Genomic DNA, 22,406 nt, shown 5'->3' with positions numbered 1-22,406 from the left:
CGGGAAGGTTCAGGACAGGGCGTCCTGAACCAGTTTTTCCTGCTGGGCGGCGTGGACGCCCGGTAGTCCTGTTGCGGGAGAAGCCGCGCTTTCGCGACCGACATAGTCCGGGCGCTGCACGCGATGATTGCAGCCTCGAAGCGCGCGTTCGATGCGACGATCCACGAAAATCCAGGCGCCGTTGTTCTGCGGCTCTTCCTGACACCACAGGACCTGTTCTGCGTCCGGGTGGCGTGCAAGCTGTTCCATCAGGGCGTGATGCGGGAATGGGTAGAGCTGCTCGACGCGGATGATGGCGACGTCGTCGCGGTTCTGGCGCGTCCGTTCGGCAATGAGATCATAATAGACCTTGCCGGTGCACAGGATGATGCGCCTTGCGCCTTCCTCCTTTGCCGGATCCGCAATGACGGGCTGGAAACGCGTGTGCGGCCCCATTTCGTCCAGCATCGAAACTGCATCCTTGTTGCGCAGCAGGGATTTGGGTGTGAAGACGACCAGCGGCTTGCGGCAGCGGCGTGCGATCTGGCGGCGCAGGGCGTGGAAGTAGTTGGCGGGCGTAGTGATGTCACACACGCGCATGTTGTTTTCGGCGCAGAGCTGAAGGATGCGCTCGGGACGGGCTGAGGAATGCTCCGGGCCGCCGCCTTCATAGCCATGCGGCAGGAGGAGCGTCAGGCCGGAGGTCCGCAGCCACTTGGTTTCGCCCGAGGCGATGAACTGGTCGAGGATGATCTGCGCGCCATTGGCAAAATCGCCGAACTGCGCTTCCCACAGAACCAGGGCTTCCGGATCGCCGAGGGAATAGCCGTATTCGAAGCCAAGGACGGCATATTCCGAGAGCGGCGAGTTCCAGATGTTCAGCGGCGCCTGATGGGGCGCGATATGGGTCAGGGGCGTGTCTTCGCGGCCTGTCTCCTGATCGAACAGGACGGCGTGACGCTGGCTGAACGTGCCGCGGCGGCTGTCCTGCCCCGATAGGCGAACCGGATGTCCGTCCATCGACAGGGTGCCGAAAGCGAGGGCCTCGGCTGTGGCCCAGTCGATCGGGCCACCATCGGCGACGGCCTTGCCGCGGGCAATGATCTGTCGGGTCAGGCGCGGGTGAACGGCCAGACCTTCGGGGATCGTGCCGATGGCTTCTCCAACTTCCTGAAGGCGCCTGAGGGGCACGCCGGTCATGGGCTGGATGCGGTCCTGCTCGTCCTGCAGACGTGTCGGGTCCTCGGGGCCGTCCAGCCAGTCCGTGCCGTCGGGTTGATAGGTCTTGGATTTTTCGAACTGTTCTTCCAGCCGGCGCTGGAAATGCGCCCACATCTCTTCGACTTCGGCTTCGGTCATGACGCCGGTGCGGATCAGGTGATCGGCATAGAGGCTGCGTGTCGTGGCGCGGGACTGGATGGCGTGGACCATTGCGGGCTGCGTGAAGGCGGGTTCATCGGCTTCGTTGTGGCCGTGACGGCGATAGCAGACGACGTCCAGCACGATGTCGGACTGGAACGTGCGACGCCATTCATGCGCCAGAAACGCACAGCGGGAGACGGCTTCGGGATCGTCGCCATTGACGTGCAGGATGGGAGCCTGGACGGCTTTGGCGATGTCTGTGTTGTGCAGGCCGGAATGGGCGTCCGACTGGACGGTGGTGAAGCCGATCTGGTTGTTGATGATGACGTGAACCGTGCCGCCCGTCCGGTAGCCTTCCAGCTTCGAGAGGCTGAGGGTTTCGTACACCACGCCCTGTCCAGCGAAGGCTGCGTCCCCATGAACGAGAATGCCCAGATGGTGCTGGCGGTCCCGATCTTTTTCGCGGTCCTGATCGGCGCGGACGCGACCAAGCACGACCGGGTCCACTGCTTCCAGATGGGACGGGTTGGGCAGGAGCGAAATGCGGACGGTATGGCCGGCGTGTTCGAGCGTGGTGGCGGTGCCGAGATGGTATTTTACGTCGCCCGAACCCTCGATGGTGTCGGGCTTGAAGGAGGCGCCGGCGAATTCGCTGAAAATGGCGGCGAAGGGCTTGCGCAGGATGTTGGCCATTACGTTCAGGCGGCCGCGATGCGGCATGCCGAGCGAGACGGAACGTACATCATCCTGTGCCGCGGCATCGATCAGGGTGCGCAGAGCCACGATAACGCTCTCGCCGCCCTCAAGGCCGAAGCGGCGCATGCCCATGAAGCGCTTCTGGCAGAACTGCTCGAAGCCCTCGGCCCGGGTGAGGGCGAGGAGAATGCGCTTCTGGTCCAGTGATGGGCCGGCGGCCGGATTTTCCAGACGGTCGATCCACCACTGACGCTGGGCCGGATCCTGAAGATGCATGAACTCGGCGGCCGTGGTGCCGCAATAGGCGCGGCGCAGACGGGCGATCAGATCCCGGTCCGCACCTGGGGGCGTCAGTTCGGGGATGTCGGGTGTGGGAGCGAGGCCGAGCGGATCCAGCGAGGCGATCGAATGCCCGCGCAGGCGATAGGCGAATTTCAGGCTCTCGGCACTGGCATCGCTCTGATCAGCCGTGCCCGGGCCGGTCAGACGCTCTGAGCCGAGGGTCTCGAACAGGGACGCGAAGGCGGGGTCCACGGACGCAGGGTCGTGCTGCCAGCGTGTGTGCAGCTCCGCCAGATAGACGGTGTTTTCGCCATTGATGGCGTCCCGGTCATCATGATGGTCGCCCATGAACTCGTCTCCTGTGTCCCCGGGGGCCGCGCTCCTGCCGGGAAGAGGCGGGGCCGGGGGCTGTCATATGGCCGCGCAGTCTAGCGGATTGGCAGAAGAGGGCCAATCTCCGCCTGTCCCGAACATCCTTTGTCAGAGACCGAAGCCGCGTTTCATGGCGTCGATCCGGCGTGCGATGGAGCGGGTGGCGACCGGTGTGTCTGTCTGGTCGAAGATATGGCAGGCGCCGGGCACGATTTCCAGTTCTACGGAGATGCCCTGATGGATCAGGCGCCGCGCATAGGCGAGATCTTCATCCAGGAACAGATCCAGGGCGCCGACACACAGATAGACCGGGGGCAGATCGGACAGGTCGGTTGCGCGGGCGGGAGCGGCATAGGGCGAGACGTCTGCCGAACCGGGCGCTACGGGATTGAGGAGGGCCGTCCACATGAAGGTGTTGCTGGCGCGGGTCCACAAGAACTCGCCTCCGACTGGGGAAGCGTCAGGCTGACCCGTGATCGTGCGGTCGTCGAGTACGGGATAGATGAGGTTCTGGAACAGGAGCGCCGGCCCTTCGCGGTCCCGGGTCAGCAGAGCCAGTCCCGCAGCGAGGCCACCGCCTGCGCTCTCGCCCGTCAGGCCGATGCGGGTGGCATCGATCCCGAGCGTGTCGGCGTTGCGGGTGATCCAGCACAGCGTGGTGTAGGCGTCCTCGATTGCGGCCGGGAAGGGATGCTCCGGGGTGAGGCGGTAATCCGGGGAGATGACCACGCAGTCCAGTTCCTGTGCGAACTGGCAGAGCTGGGTCGTGGTGAGTTCTGGCTGGCCGGCGAAATAGCCACCGCCATGCAGATGCAGAAGAGCCGGGCGCGGGCTGGTGGCCTCCTTGCGGGGACGGACGGTCAGGAGGCGGATGGGGGGGGCGTTTTCCGTGCCGGGAATGTTCAGACGCTCAAGGGTGACGGGATAGTCTTCGGCCTGAAGGAAGGACTGTCCGGCGGCCTGTTCCAGTCCATCGCGGAAGGCAGGCAGGGATTCAGCAGAAAGATCGACCGTCGGGATCTCTTCAAGAAGGGGAAGCAGTTCGGGAAGGACGAGGGAGCGTGTGTTCATGAAAGGACGCCTTGGGTCGAGGAAGGGGCGAAAAATGAGGCAGGAAAATCGAGCAGAATTCCAGTGGTCGGACCGCTTGAAGGCAAAAATCTGTTCGTCGTGCCACAAAGTTGCCGCAACTTTTCATGGCTGAGAGTCGTCTAGTCTGGTGACCGGTCCTGAGCCGGCCTTGTTGGGATGGGAGTTTCGCTGATGCGTGCTCTGCTGTTTCTTGCAGTTCTGACGGGAAGTGGTCTTGCGCTGACGGATGTGTCAGCAGGAGCGCAGGAGCTGCGTCGGGACGATCTGTCCGCGCATGCGGTTCTGACGGATGAAGTCAGCCAGTCGGGTGTGGATCACCGGATGCTGGAATGCCGGACCGATCCGCGCCTTCTTCATACGGTCTGGGACGGGCGCGTCTCTCCGCAGCCGGGGCCGCATGTCTGCACGGGGGGCGCGAACCGCCTGGGGGCAGGATATGTCCGCTACCTGGCGACGAGCCGGATGGTAAAGGCCCATAAGCCGCTGCGGGGGTAATATTCTTTCGTAAAAGGCAGGTCTCACATGTGTGGAATAGGCCTTGTCGCCGACGTGGGCCGCGTCTAGCCTTCCGCGCCATGAGCAGGATTTCCCTTGATTATGATGCGTTCGAGAGCACGCCCGTTGCGGAAAAACCGTTTCCGCATGTGGTGGTGCCGCATTTCATCGGCAATGACGATCTGAAGGCGGTTGTCTCGGACCTGCCGGAGATGAAATCCGGCGGCTCTTTTCCGCCGGAAGCGCTGAAGCTGACGCCGCGTGTCTCGGCCATGATTTCGGAACTGCAGGGGCCGAAACTCAAGGCGCTGGTGGCCGAGAAATTCGGGCTGGATCTGGCGGATGCGCCGACCATGCTGACAATGCGGGGACGCACGCGGGAGAAGGACGGGCGGATCCATCGGGATTCGGAGGCCAAACTGGTCACGATCCTGCTGTATCTCAATCCTCGGGGTGAGGACTGGGCGTCGCGCGATGGCTGTCTGCGGCTGCTGAACGGGCCGGATGATGTCGAGGATTTCGACGTCGAGGTGACGCCGGCGGAAGGAACGCTGCTGGTGTTTCCGAACGGTCCGGCAACCTGGCACGGGCACCGGCAGTTCGTGGGAACACGGTATGCGATCCAGCTCAACTACATGGCGACGGGGCGCAAGGCCCGCTACGAACTGCGGCGGCACCGTCTGTCGGCGCTTTTAAAGCGTCTGCCCTTTTCGGGCTGATTTTCAGGGAACGGGAAAAGATCATGGGTTATCGGGTTGCGGTTGTTGGCGCCACGGGTGCGGTGGGGCGTGAACTGCTGCGAATTCTGGCGGAGCGGGACTTTCCGGTCGATGAAGTTGTGGCGCTGGCCTCTCCGCGGTCGGCCGGGCGTGAGATTTCTTTCGGGGACAAGAAAGTCCTGAAGGTCCAGAACCTCGAGACGTTCGACTTCAAGGGCTGGGACATTGCGCTGTTCTCGCCGGGCGGTGCGATTTCGGCCGTCTATGCGCCGAAGGCAGCAGCAGCGGGATGTGTGGTGATCGACAACACGTCGCATTTCCGCATGGAGCCGGGGGTGCCCCTGATCGTGCCGGAAGTGAATGCGGCGGCGATCGGTAAGGCCAGCCGTGGCATTATCGCCAACCCGAACTGCTCCACCGCGCAGATGCTGGTGGCGCTCAAGCCGCTGCATGACCTGTTCCGGATCAAGCGCATCGTGGTCTCGACCTATCAGGCTGTTTCGGGCGCCGGCAAGGATGGCATGGACGAGCTGTTTGCCCAGACCAAGGGCACGTTTGTCAACGATCCGCCGACGGTCGCGCAGTTCACCAAGCAGATCGCCTTCAACGTCATTCCCCATATCGACCGTTTTATGGATGACGGTGCGACCAAGGAAGAGTGGAAGATGGCGGTCGAAACCCGCAAGATCATGGACCCGGACATCAAGGTCCTGGCGACCTGCGTGCGCGTACCGGTGTTCATCGGACATTCCGAGGCCATCAGCATCGAGTGTGAGAAGCCGGTTGATCTGAAGAAGGCACGCGAGGCGCTGCGCAAAGCGCCGGGCGTGATCCTGCGGGACGAGCGCGAAGACGGCGGCTACGTCACGCCGATCGAATGTGTGGGCGAAGACGCGACGTATGTCTCGCGCCTGCGGATTGATCCGTCTGTCGAGAACGGTCTGGCGCTGTGGTGCGTGTCCGACAATCTGCGCAAGGGCGCGGCTCTCAATGCGGTCCAGATTGCGGAAAGCATCGTGGAACAGGGACTTCTGAAGGATGGGCAGCTATTCCGTCGCAACGAAGTACCGGATGAAGACGAAGACTGAGCGATGACGTCATCCCGTACCGAAACGGTTCTTGCCGCCAATGAGGATATCGAGCGCCTGTCGCTCGATGTTCTTCTGGACCGGCTTCTGACGTCCCAGAAGGCGGCTCTGGACCGTGTCGGGGAGGCATTGCCGTCCATCGAGCGTGCCGTCGAGGCCGCTGTGCCCCGGCTGCAAGCTGGTGGCCGGCTGGTCTATGCGGGAGCGGGGACGTCCGGGCGGATTGGATTGCAGGACGGTGTTGAACTGACGCCGACCTTTGGTCTCGCTCCGGAGAAGCTGGTTCTGCTTCTGGCCGGTGGGGCAGGGGCGACAACCCAGGCCGCCGAGGGCGCGGAAGACCGGGAAGATCAGGCGCGGCTTGATCTCATGGAACATCATCCGAATGAACATGACGTGGTGATCGGCGTCGCGGCCAGTGGCAACACGCCCTATACCTGCGCCATAGTTCAGTTCGGGCGGGAAGTAGGCGCGCTGACGATCGGTGTCAGCGGCAATCCGGAATCGCGTCTGCTGCGGGAAGCGGAACTCGGCATCTGCATTCCGACGGGGGCCGAGGTTCTGGCAGGGTCCACGCGCATGGCCGCGGGGACCGCGCAGAAAGTCACGCTGAACCTGTTTTCCACGGCGCTGATGACGCGGCTGGGGCATGTCTATCGCGGTCGCATGGTGGATATGCGCATCAGCAACGACAAGCTGCAGGCCCGGGCAGAGCGCATGGTCATGGAACTGGCCGGCGGAACGGCCGAAGAGGCGCGTGAAGCCCTGAAACTGGCGCAGGGGAATACGAAACGCGCTGTTCTGGTGCGGGGCGGGGTGGCTCTGGCAGACATCGAGCCGCTGCTGGAGCGGTGTCAGGGCAATCTGCATCTGGCGCTTGCGGAGCTTTGAGCGCGGCACAAAACACAGATGCGCCCGGGATGCTCTGGGCGCTTGGGCTGATGAGCGGCACGTCCCTGGACGGGGTGGATGCTGCTCTGATCGAAACGGATGGCGTGCGCATCGGACGGATGGGGCCGTCCCTGACAGTGCCTTACAGCCCGGAGCTGCGCGCCCGGACCCGCGAGCTGCTGGATCGTGCGGCTGGCCTTGCTTCTGATGATGCCGAAGTGCTGGCTGTCACGCGGGAGCTGACTCTCCGGCATGTGGATGCCGTGCGTCTGCTGCGCGAAAAGGCACCGGGTCTGAAGCCTGCCGTCATAGGCTTTCATGGCCAGACCATTCTGCATCAGCCTGAACGTGGCCGGAGCTGGCAGATCGGTGATGCCCGGCTGCTGCAGGATCTGTGTGGCGTGCCGGTTATCCATGATTTCCGGTCGCGGGATCTGGAAAATGGCGGGGAAGGGGCGCCGCTGGTGCCGGTGTTTCACGCCGCCCTGCTTCAGCAGGAACAGCGCCCCGTGGCCGTTCTCAACATTGGCGGAGTTGCCAACGTGACGGTTCTGGGACCGCAGGACCAGCATGAGCAGCGAGGTGTCTGGGCCTGTGATACCGGGCCGGGCAATGCCCTGCTGGACGACTGGGCTCTGCGGTATACCGGCAAACCGTGTGATTTCGGGGGCATGCTGGCGTCTTCAGGAACGGTTCGTCAGGATGTTCTGGAGAAGCTGCTGGCGATCCCATATTTCGCGCGACCCATGCCCAAATCGCTTGATCGGCTGAGCTTCCATCCGGAAGCCATGGCGTATGTACGGGATCTGTCTGCGGAAGATGGGGCGGCGACACTGGCAGCCTTTACGGTCGAGGCCGTGGCGCGGACGCCGTTTCCGGTGCAGCCCGAAACGTGGTTTGTCGCGGGAGGCGGGCGGCATAACCCGGTGCTGATGGACGGATTGCGTCGTCGTCTGGGAAATGTGGCATCCGTGGACGTCCTGGGATGGGACGGGGATGCGCTTGAAGCGCAGTGTTTCGGACTTCTGGCCGTGCGCTGTCTGCGGGGACTGCCTTCTTCCTGGCCGGGAACGACCGGTGTCAGGCAGCCCTGCATTGCGGGAAGAGCCGTCTGACGGCCTCCCCGCAGGTCTGAGCGGGATCAGACGGAAGCAAGTTCCGGCCAGCCGGTTTCCGGGCGGTCGAGATGCTTCAGAAGGTCATGGTCCGGCGTGTTGACGAGGTCCTTGACCAGCGTCTTGAAGAGCTTCTTTGCCGTTGGCTTGTCGAGATGCTCGCGGATTTCATGCGAAGCCTGAGCCGGAGCGACAAGGAGGATGCCTTCAACGTCGCTGTTCTGTGCGGCCTTGTTGATATGGGCAGCCAGATCGCGCGTGAAGTGCTCCTTGAGCTGCTCATGCGGGTTTTCGCGCGGCGCCTTGATGGAGCCGACATCCGTTTCCGCATTGGAACCCTTGTGCAGGTCGAAGCTTGCAATGGTGCGCAGCTGTGCCCCTTCGAGGCGCAGGAAACGGGCTTTTTCGCCGTCAGCAACAACGTAAATGACGGGATCCTGTGTAGCCATGTCTGGAAAACCTTGTTTCAAAATCAGATGGTGTGTCTGTAACAGCTTCGAGATGGGATGGTTGCCTGCAGACGACAAGATCATGCAGAGTCGTATTCTTCTAACCCGTTGAAAGAATTTGGATATTTCATTTCTTTGAATGTTTTTTGAAGAATTCCGAATTTTTTTGTTGAAACGCGGGGAGGATGTGCTCAATCTCTGAATCGAGCCTACCAGAAAATCTTTTCCAAAGGCTCAAAGGAGGCAAGTATGGCTCTGACGAATACTCTTCTGCCGTATGTTGGTCCCATGACCGTCGCTGTTGCGGTGTTTGCCTATACTTTGCTGCAAGGGACCCGGAAACCGGATGTTTCCTATGCGAAGGTAAGGCATCGACGATAGCGTCCCGCAAGGGGCGCGTATCTCCAGACGCTTTCCCTCTTTCCTAAGTCGGTGCCCGGTTCCACAGTAGAGGGCACTATGGCATTTCTTCACAAGACACCCCGTATCGCTCCTCCGCCAGAAGGCCGGACCGGTATTCTCCTTATCAATCTCGGAACGCCTGATGACACAGGCTATTTTTCGGTAAGGCGATACCTGAGCGAATTTCTCTCTGACCGTCGCGTCATTGAGAGTCCCCCTTTGATCTGGCAGCCCATTCTGCAGGGCATCATCCTGACAAAACGTCCCTTTGCCAGCGGCGCAAATTACGCGCGGATCTGGCACAAGGAAGAAAATGCCTCGCCATTGCGGGTCTATACGCGCAGGCAGGCCGAGGGGCTGGCTGAACGTCTCCGTGCCGATGGTGTGCCTGTCGAATGGGGCATGCGCTATGGCCGCCCATCCGTCGCGAAGGCTGTTGAGAGCCTGATGGATCAGGGCTGTGACCGGATTATCAGCATCGCGCTTTATCCTCAGTATTCCGCCACGACGACCGCCACCGCCAACGACCAGCTTTTCCGCGCGCTCATGCGCCTGCGTCGGCAGCCAGCCGTCCTGACTGTTCCGTCTTTCCCGGATCATCCTGCTTTCATACGTGCCCTTGAGACGTCCGTGCAGGACACGCTTGCGGGTCTGAGTTTCAAGCCGCAGCAGATTGTCGCGTCGTTTCATGGCCTTCCCAAGACCTGTATCGAAAAGGGCGACACCTATCGCGATGAGTGCGAGCGCACTATTTCGGCCCTGCGTCAGGCGCTGGGACTGAGTGAGGAGCAGATGCCCCTGACGTTCCAGTCCCGTTTCGGACCGCTGGAATGGGTCCAGCCTTATACGGCGCCCTTCGTCAAAGCCCTGCCGGCCCAGGGAATCACGAAGATTGCCGTTATCATGCCAGGCTTCATGGTGGATTGTCTTGAGACGCTGGATGAGATCGGAAACGAACTTCGGGAAGAATTCATGGAAGCGGGGGGTGAAGAGTTTGCCCTCGTGCCGTGCCTGAACGACTCGAAAGGAGCGATCGATCTTCTCGAAGACCTGTCCCGCTCTGCCATGGCAGGCTTTCAGCGCGGCTGAGCTTTCCCGCTTTTCAGCTTTCATCAGAACCCCACCCGCCATCGGGTGGGTTTTTTTTGTAATCCCGGGGCCGGAAAGAGGGGCAGATTTTATTTAGCTTGCATTGCGCGCAGCTTTTTCCTATAACTGTGGCACTGAGCCATAAAACATAGTCAAAAACCGGTTCAGAACGCAATTTCACAGAATGATTTCCATAAAGGCCACTCCCCTGAGGAGAGGCCTTTTTTTTGTTGCGTACGTCAGAAGCAAGACACGTCTTCCTGCGCAAATATTACGGCTCAGGACAGGATTTCGACCGTCTCTTCTGTTCGGTGCCCAGTAACTGGTGTTCTTCCGGTTACTGGAGACCGTCTGATTCTTTTTCATTTTCAGTTACGGGAAAAATCATGAACGCTGTTTCCAGCACGCAGAGCGCAATCCAGTCGGGTTCGCGCTGGACGATCGCTGACGCGATGAAGATTCATACCGATGATCCGACGACGACCATGCCGGTCATCGATTATGCTTTCCCGGTCATCGATTCCGATGTGTGGCAGTGGGATACCTGGCTGCTGCGCGACATCCACGGCAAGACCGTGACCTTCAAGGGCTGGTACGTCATGTTCGCCCTCGTGGCCGACCGCTCCGCAACTGGCGATACGGTTGAGGGCTGGCACAGCCGCAACAACTATTCCTATATCGGCTACTACTACAGCCGCACCGGCAATGGCGCGGACTGGAAGTTCGGCGGCCGTGTCATCAAGGAAGGCGCCAACTCCCGCAGTTGGGAATGGTCCGGCTGCGCGGTCATGCGCGAGAACAGCGGCAGCACGGTCGATCTGTTCTACACCTCCGTCAATGACACCCCGTCCGAGTCCGTTCCGTCCTATACGACGGGCCGTATTCTCGCGGATGCCAACGGCGTGTGGTTCGAGGGTTTCGATGTCTGCACGGATATGTTCCAGGCGGATGGCGTGCACTACGCCAACATCGTCGAGGACCAGTACTGGGACTTCCGCGATCCGCACATCTTCCGTAACCCGGACGACAACCAGATCTACGCCCTGTTCGAAGGCAATGTTCCGGGTATGCGTGGTGATTTCACCATTGGCTCCGACGAGATGGGCCTCGTGCCGCCGGCCACGACCGTTCCGGCCGGTGCGCAGTATGGCGCCGCCGCCATCGGTATTGCGCGTCTGAAATCCGACTCCACGAAGGGTGATTTCTCGCAGTGGGAAATGCTGCCGGCGCTTGTCACCGCGCTCGGCGTCAATGACCAGACGGAACGCCCCCATGTCGTGTTCCAGGACGGTCTGACCTATCTGTTCACGATCTCCCATCACTCTACCTTTACCGGCAACAGCACGGGTCCGGATGGTGTGTATGGCTTCGTGTCGCGCAATGGCATTTTCGGCCCGTATGCTCCGCTGAACGGGTCCGGCCTAGTGCTCGGCAATCCCTCTTCGGCGCCGTACGAGACCTACTCGCACTTCGTCGATCCTGCCGGTTATGTGCAGTCCTTCATCGACACCCTGCCGCAGCCCGGTTCGGCTGATCCGCAGAATCCGGAAACCTATCGCATCGGTGGCACGCTGGCGCCGACCGTGAAGATCGTTCTCGACGGTGAGCGGACCTTCCTGACGGAAGTTCATGCTTATGGTCAGGTCTACGCTCAGGGCGTCTGGCCGACCTCTTCGGCCTGGGACAAGCGTTCCTGAAGCCGATTTGCCCTCTCCCGAAAGGGGGAGGGCATTTTTCTGCGTTTCAGGCGCAGAAATGCTCTGTCCTGAGGCCAAGAAACTGTATCAGCGATTTCTGGAAAAATTATCGGCTGGTCGGAGTGAGAGGATTCGAACCTCCGGCCCCTGCGTCCCGAACACAGTGCTCTACCAGGCTGAGCTACACTCCGGCCGACGGCGCTTCTCCTACAGGGGTTAACGCTTTCCTGCAAGGGGGCCAGAGCGAAAAATCAGAGAATGAGTGCCGTTCGGGTGATATCCCGCCACGACCAGAGGACGGTACGGGCCTGGCCCTGAAGGTTCCAGACCGGTAGAAGCCCTACGCCGCCGTCGGCAACGCTGACCCGTGAGTCGGCGGAATTGTCGCGGTTGTCGCCCATGACGAACAGATGACCGGCAGGGACCGTGAAAGGCGCGATGTTATCCAGTTCGCCGTCCTGCGAGAGTTTGAGGATGTTGTGATGCACATTTCCCGGCAGGGTCTCGTCATAGCGTTCTGCTGGAAGCCAGACGCCTCTGCGGCTCTCCTCGCGGGCGGGGCCCATGTCCTTCCATGCCAGTTCGGTCCCATTCAGGATGACGCGTCCATGCAGCAGTGCGATCCGGTCACCGGGAAGGCCGATGACGCGCTTGATCCAGGTCTGACGCAGATTGGCCGGTGCCCGGAACACGACGACGTCTCCGCGACGGGGCAGATGCCCGAAGAGGCGTCCTCCGCTGCTGTCATGCGGCTTCAGGGCATGACCGAAGGGCAGGTTGGCCGTGCTGAGACCATAGGAGGGCACAACGACGCCAATCTGGTCCCCGATCATCAGTGTGGGCTCCATCGAAGCGGAGGGCACGATGTAAGCGGCAGCAAGGGCGCTGTGAATGGTCAGGAAGCCCAGAAGGACGGGCAGGCAGGACAGGATGTCCCGGGCGAACTTACGCAGGGTCATGATGGGTGTCTCCGTGCCCGGAAGAGTGCCTCATGGGCGCCGGAGAGCCAGTTAAACCTCTGTCAGGTCCTGTCATGAAAAAAGGGGCGTCCCGTCATGGGGCGCCCCTTTTTTGCCGCTTCAGGAAAAGGATGCCTTACAGCGCCTTTTCAAGCTCCGGCAGGACTTCGAACAGATCGCCCACGATGCCGTAATCGGCGACTTTGAAGATCGGAGCTTCCGGATCGGCGTTGATCGCCACGATGACGCGGCTGTCTTTCATGCCGGCCAGATGCTGGATCGCCCCCGACAGGCCCACGGCGATGTAAAGTTCCGGCGCCACGATCTTGCCGGTCTGGCCGACCTGCATCTCGTTCGGGGCAAAGCCGGAATCCACGGCCGCACGCGATGCGCCAATGGCGGCGTTCAGCTTGTCAGCGATGGGTTCGAGCAGCTTGAAGTTCGCAGCGTCCTTCATGCCCTTGCCGCCGGAAATCACCACGCGGGCGGATTCCAGTTCCGGACGGTCGGATGCGGAAAGCTCGACCTTCACGAAGACGGACTTTTCACTGGCCGGAGCCTCGACCGTCTCAATGGCAGCGGAGCCACCCTCGGCCGCAACCGGATTGAAATTGGAGCCGCGGATCGTCAGCACCTTGATGCTGTCGGAAGAGCGGACCGTTGCCAGCGCATTACCAGCATAGATCGGACGCACGAACGTGTCGGCGTCCTTGATCTCGACCACATCCGGGATCGGCTGCACGTCCAGCAGGCCCGCCAGACGCGGCAGGATGTTCTTGCCGGTGGCGGAGGCTGCGGCCACGATATGGCTGTAGTCCTTCGCGCGGGCGGCCAGCAGGTCGGCAGCGGGCTCGGCCAGATCATTGACCAGACCCGGCACGCTGAGAACGCGCGTCACACCCGGCAGGGCGGCAGCAGCTTCAGCACCGTCTCCGAAAACGATGGCATCGACGGCACCGAAGCGGGAGGCTGCGGCAACGGCCGAACGGGAAGCCTGACGGACCGCGCCGTTTTCGACTTCAACCAGAACAAGAGCGGTCATCAGATCACCTTCGCTTCTGTCTTGAGCTTCTCGACCAGTTCGGCCGCGCTGTTCACCTTCACGCCTTCCTTGCGCTCGGACGGTTCGGCCACGGAGACTACCGTCAGGCGCGACGCCGTATCGACGCCGAGGCTGTCGATCTCGATCGTCTCAAGCGGCTTCTTGCGGGCCTTCATGATGTTCGGCAGGGATGCATAGCGCGGCTCGTTGAGGCGCAGATCCGCCGTGATCACGGCTGGGAGCGTGAGGGACACGACTTCCGTACCGCCATCGATTTCGCGGGCGACTTCGACACGGCCATCGGCAACCGTCACGGCACTGGCGAACGTGCCCTGCGGCCAGCCAAGCTTGGCGGCCAGGATCTGGCCCGTGGCGTTCATGTCGTCGTCGATCGCCTGCTTGCCCATGCAGATCAGACCGGCTTCCTCACGTGTGGCGATGGCCTTGAGCACGTTGGCCACGGCGCGCGGCTCAAGCGTGTCGTCCGTGCGCACGAGAATGGCGCGGTCCGCACCCATGGCCATGGCCGTACGCAGAACGTCCTGCGCGGCCTGTGCGCCGATGGTCACAGCCACGACTTCCTTTGCGGCGCCTTTTTCACGCAGGCGCACTGCTTCCTCGACCGCGATTTCGTCGAACGGATTCATGGACATTTTCACGCCCTGCGTTTCGACACCGCTGCCATCGGCCGCTACACGTACCTTGACGTTGTAATCGACCACCCGTTTGACTGGGACCAGAACTTTCATCGTCATCTTTCGCTGCTGTCGCCGCCACAAAAACGGGCGCCACCGTAGCGGGACTGACTGAAAAAGTCACATTCCGCTCCGGATGCGCCCGTCTGCGGGAAGAAATTTACATCCCGACCGGATAGTTCGGACCGCCACCGCCTTCGGGCGTGCACCATTCGATGTTCTGCGTCGGATCCTTGATGTCGCAGGTTTTGCAGTGCACGCAGTTCTGGGCGTTGATCCGGAGCTGCCAGGCGTTTTCGCCCGTCTGTTCCTGTTCATACACGCCAGCCGGGCAGTAGCGGCTCTCCGGCGAATCGAACACGTCATGATTGACCGTGCGCCAGATGGCCTCGTTACGCAGCTTGAGGTGAACCGGCTGGTTTTCCTCGTGGTTCGTGCCGCTCAGGAAGACCGAGCTGACGCGATCGAAGGTGATCTTCCCGTCAGGCTTGGGATACTCAATCTTTTTGCACAGCGAAGCTGGGCGCAGCGTTTCATTATCGGCATGCGGATGATGCAGCGTCCAGGGCGCACGGCCGCGCAGGATCATGCTGTCGATGCCGGCATAGATCGCACCGAGCTTCATGCCCCATTTCGCGAAGGCCGGACGGATGTTGCGGACGTCGCGCAGTTCGGACCACAGCCAGGACTGGCGGACGCGCGCCGTCATGCTGGCGGCTTCCTTTTTGTTCTTTTCCAGAGCCTCGGCTACGGCTTCGGCCGCGATCATGCCGGACTTCATGGCCGTATGCGTGCCCTTGATCTTCGGCACGTTCAGGAAGCCCGCCGAATCTCCAGCCAGCACACCGCCCGGGAAGGTCAGGCGCGGAATGGACTGGAACCCGCCTTCGGACAGCGCGCGCGCACCGTAGATCAGACGCTTGCCGCCTTCAAAATGCTCCCGGAACGCCGGGTGCAGCTTGGTCCGCTGCATCTCCTCGAAGGGCGAGAGATAGGTGTTGGCGTAATCGAGACCGGTCACAAAGCCGAAGCTGACCAGATTTTCCCCGAAATGATACAGCCAGGCACCACCATAGGTATGGTCATCGAGCGGCCAGCCGAAGCTGTGCTGCACGAGGCCGGGGCGATGCTTTTCGGCCGGGATTTCCCAGACTTCCTTGACGCCAAGGCCATAGGTCTGCGGGTCGACGCCTTTGCGCAGGCCAAAACGCTTCATGGCATGGCCGGTCAGGGAGCCGCGTGCGCCCTCGGTCAGGATGGTCTGCTTCGCGCGCAGGATCATGCCGGGCGTGAAGTTCGGCCCGTGCTCGCCATTGCGCTCGATGCCCATGTCACCCGTGATGACGCCGGCAACGCGGTTGTCTTCAATGAATAGTTCCGCGCCCGAGAAGCCCGGATAGATTTCCACGCCAAGGGCCTCGGCCTGCTCGCCGAGCCAGCGGCAGACTTCTCCGAGCGAGACGACATAATTTCCGTGATTGGCCATCTGCGGCATCACGCGGTCCAGATACGGCACTTCGAACGAGCGCGTTTCGGTCAGGAACAGCATCCGCTCTTCCGTCACCTGCGTGCGCAGCGGGGCGTCCAGATCGCGCCAGTTTGGCAGAAGCTCGTCGAGCGTGCGCGGCTCGATCACGGCGCCCGAGACGATATGGGCGCCGATCTCGCTGCCTTTTTCGATCAGGCAGATGCCCGCATCCGGCATCAGCTGTTTCAGGCGGATCGCGGCGGACAGACCGGCGGGACCGCCACCGACCACCACGACATCGAATTCCATTTCTTCGCGTTCGATCTGGGTCATGATGTCAGGAAACTCGCTGAATAACAGGGTTGGAGATTTCAGGGACGGCGCGTGAAAGTCCAGTAGAACGGCACGCGCCCTTCGCGGAAGGCCTTGGCCTCATAGCGCGTGGGCGACCAGCCTTCGGGACGTTCCTTGGCGGGGGGCGGCGCATCGAACAGATCCTGCTGGCCCATCACCTCTGTGACCCAGTCCTGATAGACAGGATGGTCACTGGCGACGCGCCAGATGGCTCCGGGTTTCAGGACGCGGTGCATCTGTCTGATGTTTTCCGGATGCACGAAGCGGCGCTTGGCGTGCCGGGCCTTGGGCCACGGGTCCGGGAACATCAGATACGCCCGGTCCAGACACGCATCGGGCATGTCCTTGAGCAGCAGGCGGGCATCTTCGGCCCAGATGCGGAAATGGGGCGGCGGCGTGGCCGTGTCTTCCTCACCTTCGGGCACGAGGCGCGACAGCAGGGAGCACAGACCGTTCTCGAAGACCTCGGAGGCGATATAGCCAACATCCGGGTTCAGTTCGGACTGGCCGATGGCATGTTCGCCCCCGCCAAAGCCGATTTCGAGAAAGACGCGTGAAACCGCATCGGAGAATCCCGCAGCGGGATTTTCCGGTGAAGTAAAGGAAAGCCGGGGCAGCGCCTTCTCAAGAAGATGCTGCTGCCGGGCCCGGAGCGGATGGCCGCGCTGGCGGCCATAAAGCCGCTCCGGCTGGGGTTTGAGAGACTCGACCAGGGGTTTTCTGCCAGATTACCGGTTCAGGGCGCCACGCAGCGTGGTGACCAGATCGGTCTGTTCCCAAGTGAAGTTGTCCAGAACCGGATCCGGCGCACGACCGAAATGGCCGTAAGCGGAGGTCGGAACATAGATCGGGCGGTTCAGACGCAGATGCTTGCGGATACCGCGCGGGGAGAGGTCCACAACTTCGTTGAGGATCGCACCCAGACGGGCTTCGTCCACGTCCTTGCCTGTGCCGTCGAGGTCAACATAGACCGAGAGCGGCTTGGACACGCCGATGGCGTAGCTGAGCTGGATCGTGCAGCGGTCGGCAAGGTCGGCAGCCACGACGTTCTTGGCGAGGTAACGTGCGGCATAGGCTGCCGAACGGTCCACCTTCGTGGGATCCTTGCCGGAGAATGCGCCACCACCATGCGGGGCTGCGCCACCATAGGTGTCGACGATGATCTTGCGACCCGTCAGGCCGGCGTCGCCGTCCGGTCCGCCGATGACGAAGTTACCGGTCGGGTTCACGTAGAACTCGTCTTCCGGGCAGGTCCAGCCTTCCGGCAGAATGCCGTTGACCACGTCGCGCAGGGTTTCGCGGATCGTGTTCTGGCTCATGCCCTCGACATGCTGCGTGGAAATCACGACGGACGTGACGCCAACGGGCTTGCCATCGACATAACGCAGCGTGACCTGGCTCTTGGCATCCGGCAGAAGGCCGACGCCACGGGCGTCACCGTTCTTGCGGTAGTCGCGGATGCGCTCGAGGATCGTCTGCGCGTAATACAGCGGCGCAGGCATCAGGTGCTCGGTCTCGCGCGTGGCGTAGCCGAACATGATGCCCTGGTCACCGGCGCCCTCGTCCTTGTCGCTGCCGCTGTCAACGCCCTGGGCGATGTCTGCGGACTGTGCGTGCAGGTAGGAGGTGATGTCGGCCTTCTTCCAGGAGAAACCTTCCTGGTCGTAGCCGATGTCCTTGATGGCTTCACGGGCACGGTCGATCAGCGTGTCTTCGACCTCTTTGGGGCCGCGGACTTCACCGGCCAGGATGACGCGGTTGGTGGTGACCAGCGTCTCACAGGCAACACGTGCTTCCGGATCGGCCTGCAGATAGGCGTCCAGAACGGTATCGGAAATGCGGTCCGCCACCTTGTCGGGATGGCCCTCGGAAACGGACTCGGACGTGAAAAGGAAATCGCCGTGATTGCGCACTCAGGGACCTCGCAGGGAATGAGTGGTGAGAAGGGCCACAGGGTGTCTTGGCAGACAGGCTGTGGCATTCAGGGAGGTGACGGCTTGGCGGAATTGGTCGCAAGGGTCAAGGGGCTGCATGGGGTCTGAACGCGGTTTTCTGCGGGAAAGTCCCGAAAACCGCCGTCAGATCACAAAAAAGAGAGCCGGCGCCCCCGTTTCATTTTTCAACGACACCGTCCATGCTGCGTTCGTGTTCCCGCGACCCTTGTTGCCCGTCACGGGTGCGGTCCCGGGAAAAACAGAGTTTGAGGCATTCGGAATGTCGAAGAAGTTTAACGGTAAAGTCTGTCTGGTCACCGGCGCGGGTGGCAATATCGGTCTTGCGACCGCCCTCCGTCTGGCAGAAGAGGGCACGGCCATCGCCCTTCTGGACATGAACCGCGAGGCCCTGGAAAAAGCGGAAGCCTCCGTCCGTGAAAAGGGCGTCGAGGCCCGCTCCTATGTCTGTGACGTCACATCCGAAGAGGCTGTGATCGGGACGGTGGATACCGTGGTCCGGGATTTCGGGAAGATCGACTTCCTGTTCAACAATGCCGGCTATCAGGGTGCCTTTGCTCCCGTGCAGGACTACCCGTCCGACGATTTCGCGCGCGTGCTGACGATCAACGTCACTGGTGCCTTCCACGTCCTCAAGGCTGTTTCGCGCCAGATGATCACGCAGAACTATGGTCGCGTCGTCAACACTGCCAGCATGGCCGGTGTGAAGGGGCCGCCGAACATGGCCGCCTATGGCGCGTCCAAGGGCGCCATCATCGCCCTGACCGAAACCGCCGCGCTGGATCTCGCCCCCTACAACATCCGCGTGAACGCCATCAGCCCCGGTTACATGGGCCCCGGCTTCATGTGGGAGCGTCAGGTCGAGCTTCAGGCCAAGGTCGGAAGCCAGTATTTCTCCACCGATCCCAAAGTCGTGGCCCAGCAGATGATCGGCAGCGTCCCGATGCGTCGCTATGGCGACATCAACGAGATTCCCGGTGTGGTGGCGTTCCTGCTGGGGGATGATTCCAGCTTCATGACGGGTGTGAACCTGCCGATTGCTGGCGGTTGATCGGGGGAGTCCGGGCTCTGCCCGGGCCCGGCAGGGATCTTGATCCCTGCACCCTGTTTTAAGTTAGCGTTTTAAGGCGTCGGCCATTGTGTAGAGGCCGGCAGGACGTCCTGCGAGCCATCTTGCGGCCAGCAGGGCGCCCCTTGCGAAGACCCTGCGGTCCAGGGCGCGGTGGGACAGGGTGATCTGCTCATCCGCCGCCATCAGAACAAGATCGTGTTCGCCCACGATCTGTCCGCCGCGCAGGGAGGCGAATCCGATCGCGCCATCCGGACGTCGGCCGTTCTGGTCGATCCGGGCCACGTCCTCAAGCTTGACACCACGTCCTTCCGCCACAGCCCGGCCAATCGCCAGTGCCGTGCCGGACGGCGCGTCCAGCTTCTGGCGGTGATGAACCTCCAGGATTTCCGCATCATAATCCGGCAGCCCCGCACCAAGCTGGCGCGCCAGCTCCAGAAACAGCGTCAGTGCCGGGGAGAAATTGGCGGCCTGAAGAACAGGAATATGCTGCGCCGCTGCGTTCACGGCATCCTGCGCGCCCTGATCGAGGCCGGTCGTTCCCAGAACCCACGCACATCCGGCTTGCGCGAAGGCTGCCGCATGGGCCGGGACCGTCGAAGCATGGCTGACATCGATCACCACATCGCAGCTTTTCGCGAGCGTGGCAGGATCGGTTGTGATGTTGCGCTGGGCGTCTGCGGTGCGGGAGAGGCCACCCACGAGGGCCTCCCCGGCCTCTTCGGCACAGAGCGTTCCAAGCCGGCCCGTAATGCCGGCGATACCAATACGGGGAGCGGAAATCAGGGTCATGGTCGGTCCATCAGAACGGAAAGATCAGGTGTTGGCGTCAAGCCGGGCATCGAAACGGGCACGGGCCGCCTCGATTTCGGGACGGTTCGACAGCGCCCACTGACCAAAGGCTTCGGTCAGGGTCCACAGCGATTCCCCGAGCGTCGTGAGTTCATAATCCACGCGCGGCGGAGTCGTCGGCGTGACGGTCCGCAACACGAGGCCGTCGCGTTCCAGATTGCGTAGGGTCAGGGTCAGCATCCGCTGCGAAATCCCGTCGATCGCACGGCGCAGTTCGCTGAAACGGTGCGGCCCGCGCCCGAGCGACTTGACGATCAGGATGCTCCATTTGTCCGTTGTGCGCGCCAGAATGGAGCGGATAACCGCACAGGCATCGCTGTTCTGCGTGCAGTCTGGCGGGGACGGAAGCGGAGTAGTCTCGCTGACGCGAACATCCATGTGCCTATGGCTCCGGAATGTGCCTTCTTGCGGCGGGGTTCAAAGGTTCCTTATCTGGTGCTGGTTACGATCAGGAACCGGAAAGATCAAAATGAAACTTCTCCACATCGATTCCAGCATCCTCGGTGACAGCTCCGCCAGCCGTCACGTCAGTGCCGCCGCTGTCGCGCAGTTCCGCAAGAAAGATCCGTCCGTCGAGGTCATCTCCCTCGACCTCGCCAGCGATCCGCTGCCGCATCTGGATGTCGAGGCGCTCTCCTGGCTCGGCAAGGAACTGACGCCGGACGTCTCTGGTCGTCCCGAACTGATCGCCGGCGCCAATGCCCTGAAGGACTTCAAGGCCGCCGACATCGTTGTCATTGGCGTGCCGATGTACAATCTGTCGATTCCCAGCCAGCTCAAGGCCTGGATCGACCGCATCATGGTGGCGGGCCAGACGTTCCGCTACATGTCCGGCGGCGGGATCGAAGGTCTGGCCAAGGGCAAGAAGGTCGTGCTGGCCGTGGCCCGCGGCGGCCTCTATGGCGAAGGCTCTCCGGCCGCATCCTTCGAGCATCAGCTCAGCTATCTGAAATCCGTCTTCGCCATGATCGGCATCACGGACCTCACCGTGATCGAGGCCGAGGGCCTCGCCACGAATGGTGGCGCCGACCGTGCCCGCATCCTCTCGGACGCAGAGCAGAAGGCCAGCGCGCTCTGATTTAGTCCGTCACACCGATATCCGGTCCGAACGTCTCGTAACGCAGGCGCTCGGCCGGAACGCCGGCTGCCGGCAGGCCGTGCACCATGTCACGCATGAAGCCTGTCGGACCACACAGATAGGTCGAGACTCCGCCCGGCAACTGCTCGGCCACCCAGGCGGCGGTCGGGCGACCGTCTTTCTCCGTCAGGCGCGTGACCACCCGGATGCGTCCTGCCGAATTGCGGGACAGCTCAGCCAGACGTTCCGCGAACGGCGCGGTCTCTGCAGAATGGGCGATCTGCACGACATGAACAGGCGTCGTGACGTCGGGCTGGGCCAGCGCTTCCAGCATCCCGATCATCGGCGTAATCCCGATCCCGGCACAGACAAACGCCAGCGGCCCCTCGACCTTTTCCGGCAGCACGAAATTGCCTGCAGGCGGCGATAGCAGGACGTCCGTCCCCTCACATTTTCCGCTGTTCAGCCAGCCTGAAACAGTACCATTCGGGACATGGCGCACGCTGATGCGATAGCCCTTCCGGTTCGGGCTGGACGTGATGCTGTAATTGCGGCGCGTGCGGCCATGGCCCGGAATATCCAGATCAACGCCCAGATACTGCCCCGGAACGGCGCTGATGACCGGCTTGTTATCCACAGGTTCCAGTTCGAGCGATGTGACATTCGCACATTCCGGAACAGTGCGGGCAATGCGGAACGGACGCCAGCCGGTCCAGCCGCCTTCGGCATGGGCGCTGTTGTCGTAAAGCTGATGCTCACGGCCGATCAGGATATCCGCGAGCGCCCAGTAGGCTTTGCCCCAGGCGTCAAGGATTTCCGGCGTTGCGGCATCCCCCAGAACGGCCGAAATCGCGCCGAGCAGGGCCGTGGCGACATGCGGATAATGCTCCGGCTGGATTTCGAGGCTGGCATGTTTCTGCGCGATCCGTTCGACCGCACCACCCATCACCCCCAGATTGTCGATGTTCTTCGCATAGGCCAGCACGGCCATGGCCAGCGCACGGGGCTGCGTGCCGGTGGACTGATGGGTCGGGTCGAACATCTCCGCAATCGCGGGATCGGCCAGCAGGCGACGGTACATTTCGGACGTGATCGTCACGCCATGGGCTTCGAGCGCCGGGATGGTCGCCTTGATGATGGCGATGGTTTCGGGCGTGAGGCTGCGGTCGGCGGAAGTGGACATGAGCGGTCCCCTTAAAGGTGTATTTC

21 protein-coding genes and 1 tRNA gene are annotated in these 22,406 nt (G+C 62.0%); 9 read left to right on the top strand and 13 right to left on the bottom strand.

Features of this window, described 5'->3' with window-relative positions; translation table 11 throughout:
* Window positions 1-9: 9 nt before the first annotated feature.
* Both GLS_RS04860 and GLS_RS04855 read right to left on the bottom strand, forming a co-directional pair.
* Window positions 10-2,667 carry a 2-oxoglutarate dehydrogenase E1 component gene (locus GLS_RS04860; protein ID WP_041111430.1) on the bottom strand — a complete coding sequence of 886 codons (2,658 nt, stop codon included), beginning with the start codon at window positions 2,665-2,667 and terminating at the stop codon, window positions 10-12.
* A 132-nt stretch (window positions 2,668-2,799) separates the two neighbouring features.
* Window positions 2,800-3,762, bottom strand: coding sequence for an alpha/beta hydrolase (locus tag GLS_RS04855; RefSeq protein ID WP_041111429.1), 963 nt, complete (start codon window positions 3,760-3,762; stop codon window positions 2,800-2,802).
* Window positions 3,763-3,954: 192 nt separating this feature from the next.
* Here GLS_RS04855 and GLS_RS04850 point away from each other — a divergent pair, with 192 nt between their 5' ends.
* The 5 genes from GLS_RS04850 (at window position 3,955) to GLS_RS04830 (ending at window position 8,091) form a co-directional block, all read left to right on the top strand.
* Entirely contained in the window at window positions 3,955-4,278 is a 324-nt protein-coding gene (locus tag GLS_RS04850; protein WP_041111428.1) for a hypothetical protein, read from the top strand.
* An 80-nt stretch (window positions 4,279-4,358) separates the two neighbouring features.
* Window positions 4,359-4,997 (top strand): 2OG-Fe(II) oxygenase family protein, encoded by a 639-nt coding sequence (locus tag GLS_RS04845; protein WP_041111427.1) that lies wholly within the window; start codon window positions 4,359-4,361, stop codon window positions 4,995-4,997.
* A 23-nt stretch (window positions 4,998-5,020) separates the two neighbouring features.
* Entirely contained in the window at window positions 5,021-6,085 is a 1,065-nt protein-coding gene (locus GLS_RS04840) for an aspartate-semialdehyde dehydrogenase (RefSeq protein WP_011252447.1), read from the top strand.
* 3 nt (window positions 6,086-6,088) lie between these two features.
* Window positions 6,089-6,976, top strand: coding sequence for an N-acetylmuramic acid 6-phosphate etherase (locus GLS_RS04835; protein WP_041111426.1), 888 nt, complete (start codon window positions 6,089-6,091; stop codon window positions 6,974-6,976).
* A 29-nt stretch (window positions 6,977-7,005) separates the two neighbouring features.
* Window positions 7,006-8,091: an anhydro-N-acetylmuramic acid kinase gene (locus GLS_RS04830; protein WP_041111425.1), complete on the top strand. Its 1,086-nt coding sequence runs from the start codon at window positions 7,006-7,008 to the stop codon at window positions 8,089-8,091.
* Between the two features lie 26 nt (window positions 8,092-8,117).
* Here GLS_RS04830 and GLS_RS04825 read toward each other — a convergent pair whose 3' ends face one another.
* Entirely contained in the window at window positions 8,118-8,540 is a 423-nt protein-coding gene (locus tag GLS_RS04825; RefSeq protein WP_011252444.1) for a host attachment protein, read from the bottom strand.
* Window positions 8,541-8,999: 459 nt separating this feature from the next.
* Here GLS_RS04825 and hemH point away from each other — a divergent pair, with 459 nt between their 5' ends.
* Together hemH and GLS_RS04815 are read left to right on the top strand one after the other, a co-directional pair.
* Window positions 9,000-10,031 (top strand): ferrochelatase, encoded by a 1,032-nt coding sequence (gene hemH, locus GLS_RS04820; RefSeq protein WP_041111424.1) that lies wholly within the window; start codon window positions 9,000-9,002, stop codon window positions 10,029-10,031.
* A gap of 386 nt (window positions 10,032-10,417) precedes the next feature.
* Window positions 10,418-11,728 carry a glycoside hydrolase family 68 protein gene (locus GLS_RS04815; protein ID WP_052327468.1) on the top strand — a complete coding sequence of 437 codons (1,311 nt, stop codon included), beginning with the start codon at window positions 10,418-10,420 and terminating at the stop codon, window positions 11,726-11,728.
* Window positions 11,729-11,842: 114 nt separating this feature from the next.
* Here GLS_RS04815 and GLS_RS04810 read toward each other — a convergent pair.
* From GLS_RS04810 to metK, 7 genes are all read right to left on the bottom strand, one after another.
* Window positions 11,843-11,919: transfer RNA gene (locus GLS_RS04810), tRNA-Pro, on the bottom strand.
* 60 nt (window positions 11,920-11,979) lie between these two features.
* A complete protein-coding gene (lepB, locus tag GLS_RS04805; RefSeq protein ID WP_041111423.1) occupies window positions 11,980-12,687 on the bottom strand; it encodes a signal peptidase I in 708 nt (235 codons plus the stop codon).
* A 136-nt stretch (window positions 12,688-12,823) separates the two neighbouring features.
* Window positions 12,824-13,729 (bottom strand): FAD-binding protein, encoded by a 906-nt coding sequence (locus GLS_RS04800; RefSeq protein ID WP_041111422.1) that lies wholly within the window; start codon window positions 13,727-13,729, stop codon window positions 12,824-12,826.
* Window positions 13,729-14,478: an electron transfer flavoprotein subunit beta/FixA family protein gene (locus GLS_RS04795; protein WP_041112669.1), complete on the bottom strand. Its 750-nt coding sequence runs from the start codon at window positions 14,476-14,478 to the stop codon at window positions 13,729-13,731. The genes GLS_RS04800 and GLS_RS04795 overlap by 1 nt, the downstream gene beginning before the upstream one ends.
* A gap of 106 nt (window positions 14,479-14,584) precedes the next feature.
* Window positions 14,585-16,225 (bottom strand): electron transfer flavoprotein-ubiquinone oxidoreductase, encoded by a 1,641-nt coding sequence (locus GLS_RS04790; RefSeq protein WP_041111421.1) that lies wholly within the window; start codon window positions 16,223-16,225, stop codon window positions 14,585-14,587.
* 38 nt (window positions 16,226-16,263) lie between these two features.
* On the bottom strand, window positions 16,264-16,959 hold the full coding sequence (gene trmB / locus GLS_RS04785) for a tRNA (guanine(46)-N(7))-methyltransferase TrmB (protein ID WP_080691895.1): 696 nt from the start codon (window positions 16,957-16,959) through the stop codon (window positions 16,264-16,266).
* Window positions 16,960-16,974: 15 nt separating this feature from the next.
* On the bottom strand, window positions 16,975-18,159 hold the full coding sequence (gene metK / locus GLS_RS04780; RefSeq protein ID WP_041111419.1) for a methionine adenosyltransferase: 1,185 nt from the start codon (window positions 18,157-18,159) through the stop codon (window positions 16,975-16,977).
* Between the two features lie 301 nt (window positions 18,160-18,460).
* Here metK and GLS_RS04775 point away from each other — a divergent pair, with 301 nt between their 5' ends.
* Window positions 18,461-19,249 (top strand): SDR family NAD(P)-dependent oxidoreductase, encoded by a 789-nt coding sequence (locus GLS_RS04775; RefSeq protein WP_041112668.1) that lies wholly within the window; start codon window positions 18,461-18,463, stop codon window positions 19,247-19,249.
* Between the two features lie 63 nt (window positions 19,250-19,312).
* Here GLS_RS04775 and dapB read toward each other — a convergent pair whose 3' ends face one another.
* Both dapB and GLS_RS04765 read right to left on the bottom strand, forming a co-directional pair.
* Window positions 19,313-20,059: a 4-hydroxy-tetrahydrodipicolinate reductase gene (dapB, locus tag GLS_RS04770; RefSeq protein ID WP_041111418.1), complete on the bottom strand. Its 747-nt coding sequence runs from the start codon at window positions 20,057-20,059 to the stop codon at window positions 19,313-19,315.
* Window positions 20,060-20,083: 24 nt separating this feature from the next.
* On the bottom strand, window positions 20,084-20,497 hold the full coding sequence (locus GLS_RS04765) for a winged helix-turn-helix transcriptional regulator (RefSeq protein ID WP_041111417.1): 414 nt from the start codon (window positions 20,495-20,497) through the stop codon (window positions 20,084-20,086).
* A gap of 91 nt (window positions 20,498-20,588) precedes the next feature.
* Here GLS_RS04765 and GLS_RS04760 point away from each other — a divergent pair, with 91 nt between their 5' ends.
* Complete coding sequence (locus GLS_RS04760; RefSeq protein WP_041111416.1) at window positions 20,589-21,197, top strand: FMN-dependent NADH-azoreductase; 609 nt, start codon at window positions 20,589-20,591, stop codon at window positions 21,195-21,197.
* 1 nt (window position 21,198) lies between these two features.
* On the opposite strand, the gene GLS_RS04755 is transcribed toward GLS_RS04760, so the two are convergent.
* A complete protein-coding gene (locus GLS_RS04755; protein WP_041111415.1) occupies window positions 21,199-22,380 on the bottom strand; it encodes a globin domain-containing protein in 1,182 nt (393 codons plus the stop codon).
* Window positions 22,381-22,406 lie beyond the last annotated feature (26 nt).

Source organism: Gluconobacter oxydans DSM 3504, assembly GCF_000583855.1.
Lineage (GTDB): Bacteria > Pseudomonadota > Alphaproteobacteria > Acetobacterales > Acetobacteraceae > Gluconobacter > Gluconobacter oxydans.
Note: the sequence above shows the minus strand (reverse complement) of the source record. Positions and strands in the feature narration are given on the sequence as shown.

Coding starts and splice junctions, on each gene's coding strand:
- GLS_RS04760 (WP_041111416.1), top strand. CDS start 20,589: ATGAAACTTCTCCACATCGATTCCAGCATCCTCGGTGACAGCTCCGCC.
- hemH (WP_041111424.1), top strand. CDS start 9,000: ATGGCATTTCTTCACAAGACACCCCGTATCGCTCCTCCGCCAGAAGGC.
- GLS_RS04845 (WP_041111427.1), top strand. CDS start 4,359: ATGAGCAGGATTTCCCTTGATTATGATGCGTTCGAGAGCACGCCCGTT.
- GLS_RS04755 (WP_041111415.1), bottom strand. CDS start 22,380: ATGTCCACTTCCGCCGACCGCAGCCTCACGCCCGAAACCATCGCCATC.
- GLS_RS04795 (WP_041112669.1), bottom strand. CDS start 14,478: ATGAAAGTTCTGGTCCCAGTCAAACGGGTGGTCGATTACAACGTCAAG.
- lepB (WP_041111423.1), bottom strand. CDS start 12,687: ATGACCCTGCGTAAGTTCGCCCGGGACATCCTGTCCTGCCTGCCCGTC.
- GLS_RS04815 (WP_052327468.1), top strand. CDS start 10,418: ATGAACGCTGTTTCCAGCACGCAGAGCGCAATCCAGTCGGGTTCGCGC.
- GLS_RS04800 (WP_041111422.1), bottom strand. CDS start 13,729: ATGACCGCTCTTGTTCTGGTTGAAGTCGAAAACGGCGCGGTCCGTCAG.
- GLS_RS04775 (WP_041112668.1), top strand. CDS start 18,461: ATGTCGAAGAAGTTTAACGGTAAAGTCTGTCTGGTCACCGGCGCGGGT.
- dapB (WP_041111418.1), bottom strand. CDS start 20,059: ATGACCCTGATTTCCGCTCCCCGTATTGGTATCGCCGGCATTACGGGC.
- GLS_RS04850 (WP_041111428.1), top strand. CDS start 3,955: ATGCGTGCTCTGCTGTTTCTTGCAGTTCTGACGGGAAGTGGTCTTGCG.
- GLS_RS04765 (WP_041111417.1), bottom strand. CDS start 20,497: ATGGATGTTCGCGTCAGCGAGACTACTCCGCTTCCGTCCCCGCCAGAC.
- GLS_RS04855 (WP_041111429.1), bottom strand. CDS start 3,762: ATGAACACACGCTCCCTCGTCCTTCCCGAACTGCTTCCCCTTCTTGAA.
- GLS_RS04825 (WP_011252444.1), bottom strand. CDS start 8,540: ATGGCTACACAGGATCCCGTCATTTACGTTGTTGCTGACGGCGAAAAA.
- GLS_RS04840 (WP_011252447.1), top strand. CDS start 5,021: ATGGGTTATCGGGTTGCGGTTGTTGGCGCCACGGGTGCGGTGGGGCGT.
- GLS_RS04790 (WP_041111421.1), bottom strand. CDS start 16,225: ATGACCCAGATCGAACGCGAAGAAATGGAATTCGATGTCGTGGTGGTC.
- GLS_RS04860 (WP_041111430.1), bottom strand. CDS start 2,667: ATGGGCGACCATCATGATGACCGGGACGCCATCAATGGCGAAAACACC.
- GLS_RS04835 (WP_041111426.1), top strand. CDS start 6,089: ATGACGTCATCCCGTACCGAAACGGTTCTTGCCGCCAATGAGGATATC.
- GLS_RS04830 (WP_041111425.1), top strand. CDS start 7,006: ATGCTCTGGGCGCTTGGGCTGATGAGCGGCACGTCCCTGGACGGGGTG.